Origin of the sequence: Pseudoalteromonas rubra, assembly GCF_005887115.1 — a bacterium.
Taxonomy (GTDB): domain Bacteria; phylum Pseudomonadota; class Gammaproteobacteria; order Enterobacterales; family Alteromonadaceae; genus Pseudoalteromonas; species Pseudoalteromonas rubra_F.
Genome location: NZ_PNCJ01000020.1, coordinates 68942 through 82239 on the forward strand (window position 1 = coordinate 68942; position 13298 = coordinate 82239).

Genomic DNA, 13298 nt, shown 5'->3' on the forward strand with positions numbered 1-13298 from the left:
ACTTGATAATCACGGGTGAACCGCCTGCATACGTATTCAGAGCGGCTATTCATCCTCGCGTCATGTTCAATATTCTTAGTGCTCAGATGTAAACGCCGCTCAAAGGCAAAGTTCGTCGATTTATCGCTTTTGGGCTAATCGCTCAAGTTGCACACGATGGTCATCAAAATTAAGTCCACACCGGGCAATGTAATCCTGTACCTGTGATAAGTCGTACTTGTTCGCCTCCTCATTGCCTGCGATCAATTGAGACTGCTCCGGATAAATGCCGTAACCTGCAAGTAAACAGTGCCAGCTTACAGAGGGGTAATATTTGTCGATATCCTGACGATGTAATTCATCCGATAAGTTTTTGCCCGACACCCAGGTTTGCAATACGTCATATAAAGAACGTGAGAGCTGATTGTTGTTTGCGTTATCGCGCCAGTATTGGGTATCTGTTCTGCTGTTTACACGATAATGCGCCACAATGTAATCGCGAATGGCCTGATAGCGGGCATCAAGTGACTGGTTGTGTCTGGTTTTGAGCTTATCGGTAAACTCACCCTCCTGATAGCATTCAATAAAGCTTTGAACAGTTTCCTGAACAATATGAAGCGCCGTCGCTTCCAGCGGCTCAATAAACCCTTGCGACAGTCCAATGGCAAGACAATTCTTATGCCAGTGTTTTTTGACCTGCCCTACTTTCATGGTCAAATGACGCGCTTCAACCTCACAGTCCAGTAACCCAAGTGCGGCGCGTAATTCAGTCTCAGCTTTATCCGGATCGCAATAGCGTCGGCTGTAAACATAGCCGTTCCCAATGCGGTTGGTCAGCGGGATATGCCAGCTCCAGCCAAATTTTCTGGCGATAGACTGGGTTTCAGAGGAAATCACCTCGCCCTGCTCGGTTGGCAACACCACAGCAGCGTCGTTAAATAAGTTATTGGCAAAGGAATCGAAACCCACTTCTAAATGCTGCTGCATCAATAGACTGCGAAAGCCGGAGCAGTCAATAAAGACATCCCCGGTAACTTCCATACCGGCTTCACAGATCAGGGCAGCAATATCACCATCGGGGTGTTTGCGCACATCGCTGACATTGGCCTGAATATGCTCTACACCCAAATCGCGGGCTGTTTGAGCTAAGAAGAGCCCAAGTTTACCGGCATCGAAATGATAGCCATAGTTAATTTCAAACGGAAAATGATGCGCAGCGATTGGCGCTTTTGCCTGCTCTGCCAGATAAGTGGTAAGGAAAAATGGGTCCGGGTGGCCTGCTACATCAATCGCTTTTCTTCGTACAAAGCTGTTGTGAAAAAAGGCTGGTGCTGAGTAATCGTCGGGCTGTGAAGGAAAAGGATGAAAGTAGCTGCTAAAGCCGGGGCGCGTTGACCAGTCAATAAAGCGGATACCATTTTTATAGGTTGCATTGCACGCTGGCATCCACTGCGCTTCACTGATCCCCATAAAGTCCATAAACCCCTTGAACTGGGGAGTAGAGCCCTCGCCCACGCCAATTATGCCAATATCCGGAGATTCAACCAGGGCAATCTCAATCGGCTGGCTCTGCCAGCTTTTGGCCATCAGGTTAGCCGCCATCCAGCCTGCAGTACCACCGCCTAAAATCACGATTCTCTTTATATTCATCATTTTCACCTCATAAAACAAAGCCACCAGAAGACTGGTGGCTTTATATCAGATCACGCTCGGTGCTTAGAAGCTATAGTTAAACCCTAAGAAGTACTGGCGACCGAACTCTTTATACTCCCCGGTTGCCAATGCAGTACCATAATTAGTGGTATTAGGCTCATCAGTCAGGTTGTTGACTTGTAGCACAGCCTGCAAACCATTTTCAAAGTCATACGTTCCCTGCCAGTCAATCACTGTATATTCATCCGCCCACGCCAAAGACGAACCGCCCGGTGATGCGCCTTCATAGACATACTCATCACGATAGCGTACGTTCAGGTGCGTCGTAAATGCATCGATATTCCAGAAAACTGTCGCACTCCAGACATTTTTCGACAAACCAGGCATTGGCAGCTGCTGATCCGGGAAGTTACCGCCACCATCAACGGTTGTTTCGCTTTCGGTATACGAATAGTTTGCATTGAAACCTAGGCCAGAGAACACGCCCGGCAGATTATCAAACATTGTAGTGTAAGCTAACTCCACACCACGAATATAGCCACCCTGATCATTGTTTTGAGTTGTCTGATACTGACCAGCGACAAAACCTTCCGGTACTTCAAGACCGATGCTTGACCAGTCAACCTCACCTTCCTGATAAGTGATGCTTTCAATCAAAGACTCAATGTCTTTCCAGAAAATTGCCGCAACAAATGCACCACCATCTTCAAAATAACGCTCATACGACAAGTCAAATTGGGTTGCGCGGAACGGGTCAAGGTTTGGATTACCTTTTGACCAAACATTGTAACGAGGACTTTCACCGTCATTGGCTGTATCGGCCCAGGAACCTGCACCGCCACGTAATTGATACACAGGCGGACGACCCATCACTTTTGCCGCAGCGAAGCGTATTTGATCTTCGTCACTAACACGGAAATTAAGGTTTAAAGAAGGTAATGTATCTGTGTACTCTGGTCCGTATTCAACATGACGATAATCAGTACGTGCAACACCGTTATCATCAACAATGGTATCGCCTACTTCATCACCCTGGATCTGCTGGATACCGACTGATTTAGTGTCTGTTCTGACAACACGTACACCAAAGTTACCTGTAACTGGAATATTCCCGATTTCAGTATCTATATTAGCCATCACATAACCAGCTAACACTTCTTCTTTAACCGCGCCACTTTCGATCAGTGTCCAGTTGTGCTCCCAGGTCTGCTGTGCGCCGTAATTACCCGGACCAAATACCGCGTCGGCAATGCCCACCAAGTCTAGCTCAAGATAGTTGAACCCTCGAGTATGCTCCACAGTGACGAAACCATCCAGAGAGTGCGGAATACAGGGGTGATTTTGGTGGTTAAATTCGCACCCTTTGTTGGTAACAATTGTACCATCAGGCATTTTGTAACCATTTTGGCCTTCACGCGCCCCCCAGCGGAACGTTGAACGCTGATCCGTGAACTCACGGTCTGACCAGCGGGCACCAACTTCAATTGAAGAGATAAACCCAGCTTCAACATGATACTTAAAGTCTACTTTAAAGCTGTCCAGTTCATCGGTGTATCTGTGTGGAAATTGCTCCCAGTCACCCAGGCGCATGTTAGACAGATCTGTGTAACTATTGCCCAGGGTAAGCTGAGGTAAATCTTTCTCTTGCTGTACAAAAGAGAAGCTCTGGTTGCGCATTTCCTGCCACGTTTCAACCAAAGTGCCATCTACAACTGTATTTCCAAACTCATAGGCATGCATAGATGCAATCATATCACGGCGCGTTTTCTCACCTTTACTATGTGCAAAGTCCAGTCTGAGTTCCCACTTGTCTGTTACATACTCTAAGTCCAGACCAAAGCTGTCTGTCGTAGAATCGGTCGACTGATCTTCAGAACGCATTTCAACCCATGGGCCCTTGTGGTCAGTGATCACAACATCACCAGCAACGAGGAAACCATCTTTAACAACCGCGTTGTTCAGTGAGTACAGCGAACCTAGATCTTTCTCAAGGCCTTCAATGTTCAAACCACTTTTACGGTCTTCCGATTCAAACTCAGAGCGAAAATAGTCAAACTGTACTTTCAGAGCATCTGTAGGTTGGTAGACCAAAGTGCTCATAAGACCCAAACGCTCATCTGAGCCTTTTGCAGAGCGAACTTGATAACCATTAACTGAACGCTCTTCTGTACCATCACCATCAAAGTCTTGTGAGCGTTTTGGTGCATGCGCTGATACGTCAATCGCATTATTAGGCTGGTTTAAGAAGGCCGCGCCAATACCAAAGCCCAAAGTTTCATCAAGGAATTTGCCCTGATAAGAGAAGCTGATGCGCTCACCGCTAGAATCAGCACCGACATCTGATGCCGCGTCATTATAGGAGTAACGTACTGACGAGCTAAAGTTATGCTGCTCTTTTGCTTCAAGCGGGTTTACTGTTTTAAGCTCAACCGTTGCAGCAACCCCACCTTCAACCAAAGAGGCTTTTGGTGACTTATATACCGCAGCCTGATTAATAAGCTCCGACGGATACTGGTCAAATGAAATCCAACGGCTACCTGCGGTGTAACCACTGGTGCTAGCCTGTTCGCGGCCATTTAGGGTAGTCTGGATAAAGTCTCCGTTCATACCACGGATATTCAGCTGTGATGATTGTCCACTGGCACGAACCGCCGTAACGCCTGGCAAACGGCTCAAAGAGTCTGCAATGGATACATCGGGCAGTGATGCCAGGTCGCCAGCGTCAACAACTTCAGCTACTGTGTCGCTGTAGCGCTTTTTATCAATAGAAGCGATGATACTGCGCGAAATACCGCGTACCTCAATAACTTCAACGTCTTCTTGCTTTACTGCTTTCTCTTCTTCTGCAACGACCGAAAAGTGGCTAACGCCAGCGGCCATAAGCGCAACTGTTAGCATACTTGGTTTGAACATAGACATAGTGTTTTATCCCAATTAACCATTTTTTATGACGCCTAGTTGTTTGTTAATTCGTCACACGGATGACCGTGGAGTACCACAACGATTTATAAAGGCGGTAATTTTGTTGTCAGCGGCAATAGTAGCGCTGCGTTCAACACGCAAACAACTTTATGCATACGTATTCAACGCAACTTGCAGCCAAAACTGTTCACAGAATGTTCACCACCACTTAGGCTAACTTACTGTAAAGTTTATAAATGTTAGCGCAACAATCTTTCCACAGAAACGGGTCATACATGCTTCCCCAGGTTCACTAAGTTTTAACGAAATTAAAATATCTGCCAGTTAATAGTCGACAAATTTTGCCAAGTTTTTCCGTCCCCCCCAGCCAATGGAAATTGGTATTACCAATTAATCTTACTGTAACACTGATAAAACAGGGAAACCCGAAACAGCATTCAACATTGGTAAAGTGCACCGACAAGTCCGTATTTATTCTTTTATACTATTTCAACCGTAACTAATTACGCTGCATACGTATGCAGACTTTTTACTCATATCAAAGCATGCCGTATGCTCTTCGCCATTGTTAATATTCCGTGTTGGCGTCACTCGCTTACTTAAAAACCTGATCTCAACCCGACTGAATTGACTACAGTTATTATGCTGCTCAAAGCAAAGAGTTAGGAAATGGTTCTATAAAGTAACCTTGTTTACGACAACCCGACTGCACGGCGCAGGAGAAAGTGCATGGCTCAAAATGAATGGTGGAAAGGCGCGGTTATTTACCAGGTATACCCTCGCAGCTTTTGTGATACCAATAATGATGGAATCGGCGATCTTCAGGGGATCATAAGCAAGCTCGACTATATCAAGTCGCTCGGTGTAGATGCCATCTGGATCTCGCCATTTTTTAAGTCACCAATGAAGGACTTTGGCTATGATATTAGCGACTATCGAGATATCGACCCTATGTTTGGTAACCTGGATGACTTTGACGAGCTGATTGACAAAGCACATCAACGTAATATTAAAATCATTATTGACCAGGTACTGAGCCATACCTCAGATGAACACCCCTGGTTCAGCGAAAGCCGTGTCAATCAGAACAACTCTAAGGCCGACTGGTATGTCTGGGCCGATGCAAAACCTGATGGCAGTCCACCAAACAACTGGTTGTCTATCTTTGGTGGTGTTGCCTGGCAATGGGATTCGCGCCGCTGCCAGTACTATCTGCACAATTTCCTGACCGAGCAACCGGACTTGAACTTCCACAACCCTGAAGTACGTCAGGCGGTGTTGGATAATGTGGAGTTCTGGCTGAAAAAAGGCGTGGACGGATTCCGTCTTGATGCCATTAACTTTTGCTTCCATGATCAGCAATTGCGAGACAATCCAGCCAAACCTAAAGAGTTACGTCAGGGCCGTGGGTTTAGCGAAGACAACCCTTACGCATTTCAGTACCATTATTACAACAACACTCAGCCTGAGAATCTTGCTTTCATGGCCGAGATCCGTGCCCTGCTCGACCAATACCCTGGCACTGTAAGCCTGGGTGAGATTTCGTCAGAGGACTCTCTTCAGACCATGGCTGAATACACCTCAGGTGGCAACAAGCTCCATATGGGCTACAGCTTTGAATTGCTGACGAAAGACTACAGTGCAGGCTACATCCGTGAAACGGTATCTCGTCTTGAGGCTGTCATGACTGAAGGCTGGCCATGTTGGGCATTCAGCAACCATGACGTAGAGCGTGTAGCAAGTCGCTGGTCTAAAGACGGTAAAACAGTTGATGATCGTCAGGCCAGTATGCTTACCGCCTTGCTCGGCTCTTTACGTGGCAGCGTGTGTATGTACCAGGGCGAAGAGCTGGGTCTGGGCGAAGCGGATGTTGCCTTTGAAGACTTACAAGACCCCTATGGCATTACGTTCTGGCCTAATTTTAAAGGTCGTGATGGCTGCAGAACACCCATGCCGTGGGATACTCAGCTGGGACATGCGGGTTTTACTGAAGGCAAGCCCTGGCTGCCGGTTTCGCCAGCGCATCAGCTTCGAGCAGTCTCTGAACAGGCCGACACGGCGGACTCAGTGCTAAGTCGCTATCAGGCATTTATGGCCTGGCGTAATACGATGCCTGAACTACAGGTCGGTGATATTGAGTTTATTGATACTCCGGAACCCGTACTGGCATTTTATCGTCGTCATCAGGGTAGAACTTTACTGTGCGCTTTTAACCTCAGCGAACAACCCGCACAATTGACGGTGGCGCTGGCAGACCATGCACAACACCTGGAAATCGTTCACCATAATGGTCACTATGAAGACGGCCAGCTATCCCTGCCCGGATTTGGCTGCTACTTTGCTTCATTGTAATCCCTTGAACAAAAGCCCCGACATCGGGGCTTTTTTAATATCTTTTCCTGTTACACCTTAGCAAATTTGCTTCAGTTCTTGAACTGGTATCGCTTTATAGTAATACCAGCCCTGATGTATCGAGACGCCCTGTCGGGATAGGTATTCTGCCTGATGCGCTGTTTCTACGCCTTCTGCAATCAGCTTTTTATTGAGCTTGTCCGCCATCTCTATCACCGCATTGAGTACGGGAGATTGCAAGTTCTCCATACCAATAGAAGCGACAAAGGTCTGGTCTATTTTCAGTAAATCAATCGGAAAGCTTTGCAGGTAATGTAAGCCACTATAGCCCGTACCAAAGTCATCTATTGCTATCTCGATTCCCTGATCTACCAGGGACTGTAAAACCGAATGTATTTGTGCCTGAGATAATACATCTCGCTCTGTCAGCTCAATAGTTAGCCTCGGGATAACGCGATTCGCTTTATGCAAAGTCTCAAGGTAGTCTGCGCAGGTCAATAAATACCCGTTTACATTAAACGATACCTTAAAGTTTGGATGGTTTTGTACAATATCGCCGAGCTCCGTCAACGCCTTCTCTATCTGATAGATCGACAAATCCAGAATACTACCGTCTCGTTCAGCTTCAGGGATAAAATAGGCAGGGCTAAGCTCCCCCTCCACAGGATGTTGCCAGCGGATCAATACCTCAACACCAACAACCTCACGGGTCGTTGCATCCACCAGTGGCTGATAAACGTTAAACAGTTCCTGTCTGCTGATGGCCCCAAGCAACAGTGCGCGGCTACTCAATACTCGACTGTCATAGTAATTTAACAGCATAGTGAGCCCAACCAGGCAGGCACAGTACAAAACCAACAGGGTTAGCAACCATACAGGTTGAATAGTAGAAAGCCGCTTAGCATCACTGGCAACCATAATAGTCAGTTGCGGCAAAGCAGCAAGCGGACGAGCAAAAATATACTTCTGCGCCCCATCATCAAAGCGCCCCTCAAACTCAACCACATCGCGCATCGGAAAAAGTGTCTCGCCCAGTGGCAACGTGTATTTTCCGCGTAAAAAAATGGGCACCCCGGAGTCACCATCAAGCAAAGCGATAAACGCCAGGTTTTTATGACGGGTAATATCCAGGGTGTCGCTCAGCCAGCTGGTTGGCAGCAACGCGTTGACCTCAAACCCATCGTTGCGTGTCCGTGCCAATACAAATGCGGGCACTTGCAGGAAGTCAGTGATGATCGGGCCGTGATATCTTAGCCCCGATTGTTTAACAGGCTCAGTGGTTTGTACGGGGGGTGTCAGACGGCCGAATGAATTGCACAGTAAACGCCCCTGTTGATCGACAATACCTATTTCACTCAATGCAGGATTAACAAATACCTGCTCTCTCATCAAAGTAATGGTGCTGGCATCACAGTGTATATCTAGTTGCTCAGCCTGCTTTAGGAAGACATCTATGTTGTGAAGCTGCGAGTCCAGCTCCAGTAGGATCAACTCTAAAGCGGCCTGAACGGATTGCTTTGCAGCGTCTTTTTGCTGAACGTAGGCAAAGATCGCAAGCAGCCCAAATAATACAGAGCTAATTAACCAGGCGACGATGATATTTTTGATACGGTTAGTCAAGGAGTGATTACCCTGGATCAACTTCGCACTCCAAACTCAAATACAAAGGCCAGATGGTAAAACAGATAAATGAAATTTTTATGACAAAAAACCCCGACTAACGTCAGGGTTTCTTAATTATCAAACAGATACCTATTTACACTCAACAGACGAGTATTTCCCCGCTGTTGAGTACTTGGGATTCCGCGTGATTACAGGTTTTTGCTGGTACCCACTTCTACACGTGTTTTTAACTTCTGACCGGGTCTGAAAGTTACAACACGACGTGCCGAGATGGGAATGTCTTCACCAGTTTTAGGATTACGACCTGGGCGTTCTTTTTTATCACGCAGATCGAAATTACCAAAACCGGACAGCTTTACCTGCTCTCCACTTTCCAGCGCTGAGCGGATTTCTTCAAAAAACGCTTCAACTAAGTCTTTGGCATCCTTTTTGTTTATCCCCAATTTCTCAAATAGGTGTTCAGCTATGTCGGCTTTAGTAAGCGCCATATCTAGTCCCTCAACGATGCATTAAATTGTTTGGCCAATTCGGCCACCACGATTTCTACAGTGTCGTTGATGTCTTTCTCTTCGAGCGTTCTATCAACGGCTTGCAGTGTTAGAGCAATGGCTAAACTCTTATAACCAGGCTCAATACCTTTGCCCTTATACACATCGAATAAGTTTAGGTCAACTAATTGATTTCCGCCAACTTTCTCAATGCTTTCTAAAATATCGCCTATTTTTACATCATCTGCAACTAAAATAGCAATATCACGGCGATTTGACGGGAATTTCGAGATACTAACGGCTTCTGGAAGCTGTCGCTGTGCTATAGCGGCTGTTTCAACTTCAAAAACATACGCAGTTTCATTCAGATCCAGCGACTTTTGCAGTTGTGGATGTACCGCACCAATAAAGCCGACTTTCTCGCCATTGGCATAGATTGCAGCTGACTGACCTGGGTGAAGTCCATCACACTCCTGTGCTTTAAAACTGAAACGCGCTTTATCGTTACACAAGGCAAGTAATGCTTCAACGTCCCCTTTCACATCAAAGAAGTCGGTTTTACGGCTTGCAATACCCCAGTGTTCATTGTGCGTATTACCATAAACTACGCCGCCAATAACTGGAGTTTGACGAACGCCGTTTTCAGCAGCTTCATCTTTAATGAACTTCAGGCCGTGTTCGAACAAGCGAATACGTGACTGCTGACGGTTTTGGTTATACGCCACCGCATTAAGTAGTCCTGGCATCAAGCTCACACGCATTGCCGACATTTCAACAGAAATTGGGTGAGGCAATACCAGTGCATCGCTCTCTGGATGTAAAAGCTGTTGCTTCTTCGGGTCGACAAAGCTGTAGGTGATCGCTTCCTGATAACCACGTGCAACCAGTTCGTTGCGCAGGCGAGATACCGGTAAACGTGCTTCCTGATGATCGGTCATCTTTAACGCCGCTGTCGGGGCAACGTTTGGAATGTTGTTGTAACCAAATACGCGTGCAACTTCTTCAATCAGATCTTCTTCAATGCTGATGTCAAAGCGATAGCTTGGAACCGTGGCAGTCCAGCTGTCGTTGGCAAAAGTCACGTCCAGACCCAGGCGCGTCAGAATGTCTGTCACTTTGCTGTCTTCAATATGGTAGCCGATAACACGATCAAGACGTGCGCGACGAAGGGTCACAGATTTTGCTTCTGGCAAATCTGATTCTGACACAGCTTCGACAACCGGGCCTGCCTGTCCGCCCGCAATCTCAAGTAGCAACGCCGTTGCGCGCTCCATGGCGTCACGCTGTAGTTGATAATCAACACCACGCTCGTAGCGGTGTGATGCATCAGTATGCAGGCCATAGCTTCGTGCCTGACCGGCAATCGCTAAAGGACTGAAGAATGCACTTTCAAGCAAGATGTCTGTAGTGCCTTCTTTAACACCTGAGTTTTCGCCACCGAAGATACCGGCCATCGCCAGTGCTTTGTTGTGATCGGCAATAACCAGCGTGCTTGGCTTCAGTTTGGCCGTATTGCCATCAAGCAATACCAGCTCTTCGTTTTCTGCTGCGCTACGTACTTTGATCCCACCTTCAATGGCATTCAAATCGAAAGCATGCATTGGGTGGCCCAGCTCAAGCAGCACATAGTTGGTAATATCAACAACCGGATCGATTGAGCGAATGCCCGAGCGACGCAGTTTTTCAACCATCCACAATGGCGTAACCGCATCCAGGTTGATGCCCTTAACCACACGGCCGAGGTAACGAGGACAAGCCTGGCTGTTCACCAGTTCAATCTCAATTTTGTCATCAATAGTCGGTTCAACAGCCGGAATAGCCAACTCATTGACATCAATACCATTTAATACGCCCACTTCGCGCGCAAGACCTTTAATGCCCAGACAATCACTGCGGTTTGCAGTCAGGTCAACGTCAATGGTGACGTCGTCAAGGTTGAAGTATTCGCGAATGCTCTGGCCAATTTGTGCATCAGCTGGTAGCTCTAAAATACCATCTGAGCTTTCTGCCATGCCCAGCTCTTCAAACGCACACAGCATGCCGTGTGAAGGCTGGCCACGTAATTTTGCTTTTTTGATCTTAAAGCCGCCAGGCAGAACTGCGCCAACTTTCGCCACAGCCACTTTCAGGCCCGCACGGCAGTTTGCCGCACCACATACGATATCCAGCAGTTCGTCTTCACCAACGTTTACTTTGGTGACACGCAGCTTGTCTGCATCCGGGTGCTGACCACACTCAACGACTTCACCGATAACCACGCCATCAAAATCACCTGCAACCGGGTCGACAGCATCGACTTCCAGACCGGCCATTGATAACTGTTCAGATAGAGCCTCGGTATCAATCGCAGGATTAACCCATTCTCTTAACCACTTTTCACTAAATTTCATTGTTGTATCGCTCTTATCTGAATTGGTTTAGGAATTTTAAATCGTTTTCGAAGAAAGCACGCAAATCGTTAACACCATAACGCAGCATGGTCAGACGCTCTACACCCATACCAAATGCAAAACCGGTGTACTTTTCAGGATCAATACCCACAGAACGCAGTACGTTCGGGTGCACCATGCCACAACCTAGTACTTCTAACCACTTGCCATTTTTGCCTTTCACGTCCACCTCTGCTGAAGGCTCAGTGAACGGGAAGTAAGACGGGCGGAAGCGGATTTCCATATCTTCTTCGAAAAAGTTACGCAAGAAATCGTGCAAAATACCTTTCAACTCAGTAAAGCTCACGTCTGTGTCTACCATCAGGCCTTCAACCTGGTGGAACATTGGCGTGTGTGTCTGGTCGTAATCGTTACGATATACACGGCCTGGAGAAATAATACGTAGTGGCGGCTGCTCTGCTTCCATAGTACGGATCTGAACACCACTGGTCTGGGTTCTTAAAACCAGCTTAGGGTTAAAGTAGAACGTATCGTGATCGGCACGTGCAGGATGGTGCTCTGGAATATTCAGTGCATCAAAGTTATGGAAGTCATCTTCAACTTCCGGACCAGATTTAACAGCAAAGCCCAGCTCACCAAAGAACTGTTCGATTCGCTCAATAGTCCGTGTTACCGGGTGTAAACCGCCTTGTGGCATAGTACGCCCAGGCAGAGTTACGTCAATGGTTTCTGCTGCCAGTTTCTGAGCCAGTGCGGCCTGCTCCAGCGCTTCACGCTTGTCATTGATCGCGGTCTGAACCTGATTTTTTGCCTGGTTGATCACCTGACCCGCTTCTTTACGTTCTTCTGGTGCCAGTTTACCCAGGGTTTTTAGTAGTCCAGTGATCTCACCTTTTTTACCAAGGTAGTTAACTCTGACTTCCTCAAGTTGCGCAACTTTGCTCGCGTTTGCAACGGCGTCCAGCGCTTGCGCTAAAATATTCTCTAAGTTCATTTTATACCTGATCTTGTTGAGGTAATTTGCCTTTGATTGAATCGGATATAATAACTGAAACAACAGGGCAGATTCTAGCCCAAATTAGGGGCTTTTCATGGACAATTTAAAGGTTGTCAGTTGATTTTGGGCTGGTTTGAGGTTTTTGGTGGAATTTGAGATGCCGACGTTCAAAAATTCCACAGTAAGGGATTATAAGTTCAGGGTGGTTTTAATAAAAGGGATCGTCAATTTTCGCTGTGCCGCCATGGATGCATGATCCAGTTTATCCAATACATCCAACAGGGCACGCATATCCCGACTAAGTCGGGTCAGCAGGAATCGGGCACATTCATCACTGAGTTCAAGGCCCCGCATTTTGGCCCGCTTAACCAATGCTTCGGCCTTGTCATCATCACTCATCGAGCGGATCTGAAACGTAGTGCCCCAGGTAAAACGCGATTCCAGATCAGGCAGACTTAGATTGAGCATATTTGGCAATAGATCGGCGGTGACCACCAAACACTTACCAGGCTCATTGAACCGATTAAAAAAGTTAAACAGTGCTTTTTCCCAGGGCTCATTGCCCGCGACCAGATGCACATCATCAATGCACACGACATCCAACGCTTCCAGTCCATCTAACACCGCTGGCCCGAAGTTAATCAGCTCTCTGAGCGACAACAGAATTGTAGACAGGCCTTGTTCCTGAGCATGAATACAGGTGGCATAAAGCAGGTGTGACTTACCAGAGTCACCCAGACCACAAAGATAAGTAAACTGAAAATCCTGGTGACTTGCCTCAAGTGCGTTTTTCAGATGTGTTACCTCAAGCGAGCCCTCCCCCCCAAAATAAGCGCTGAAGGTTTCATCGTCGGGCAGGGTTACTGGCAAAGCCATTTGCATAGGCTGCATCAT

At 47.1% G+C, this 13298-nt stretch carries 8 protein-coding genes; 1 reads left to right on the forward strand and 7 read right to left on the reverse strand.

The annotated features are described in order from the left end of the window. Positions 1–120 precede the first annotated feature (120 nt). Positions 121–1629, reverse strand: a complete 1509-nt coding sequence (locus tag CWB98_RS15360; RefSeq protein ID WP_138545658.1) for a tryptophan halogenase family protein — start codon at positions 1627–1629, stop codon at positions 121–123. 66 nt (positions 1630–1695) lie between these two features. Then, positions 1696–4551, reverse strand: a complete 2856-nt coding sequence (locus CWB98_RS15365; protein ID WP_138545659.1) for a TonB-dependent receptor — start codon at positions 4549–4551, stop codon at positions 1696–1698. Between the two features lie 732 nt (positions 4552–5283). On the opposite strand from CWB98_RS15365, the gene CWB98_RS15370 reads away from it, so the two are divergent. Then, positions 5284–6906, forward strand: coding sequence for an alpha-glucosidase family protein (locus tag CWB98_RS15370; RefSeq protein ID WP_138545660.1), 1623 nt, complete (start codon positions 5284–5286; stop codon positions 6904–6906). Positions 6907–6963: 57 nt separating this feature from the next. On the opposite strand, the gene CWB98_RS15375 is transcribed toward CWB98_RS15370, so the two are convergent. The 5 genes from CWB98_RS15375 to hda form a co-directional block, all read right to left on the reverse strand. Beyond that, positions 6964–8547 carry an EAL domain-containing protein gene (locus CWB98_RS15375; protein WP_249364689.1) on the reverse strand — a complete coding sequence of 528 codons (1584 nt, stop codon included), beginning with the start codon at positions 8545–8547 and terminating at the stop codon, positions 6964–6966. A 170-nt stretch (positions 8548–8717) separates the two neighbouring features. Next, entirely contained in the window at positions 8718–9017 is a 300-nt protein-coding gene (gene ihfA / locus CWB98_RS15380; RefSeq protein WP_010384797.1) for an integration host factor subunit alpha, read from the reverse strand. A 2-nt stretch (positions 9018–9019) separates the two neighbouring features. Continuing rightward, positions 9020–11407, reverse strand: coding sequence for a phenylalanine--tRNA ligase subunit beta (gene pheT / locus CWB98_RS15385; protein WP_138545661.1), 2388 nt, complete (start codon positions 11405–11407; stop codon positions 9020–9022). A 13-nt stretch (positions 11408–11420) separates the two neighbouring features. Next, positions 11421–12401 carry a phenylalanine--tRNA ligase subunit alpha gene (gene pheS, locus CWB98_RS15390; protein WP_138545662.1) on the reverse strand — a complete coding sequence of 327 codons (981 nt, stop codon included), beginning with the start codon at positions 12399–12401 and terminating at the stop codon, positions 11421–11423. Positions 12402–12593: 192 nt separating this feature from the next. Next, a complete protein-coding gene (gene hda, locus CWB98_RS15395; RefSeq protein WP_171045669.1) occupies positions 12594–13298 on the reverse strand; it encodes a DnaA inactivator Hda in 705 nt (234 codons plus the stop codon).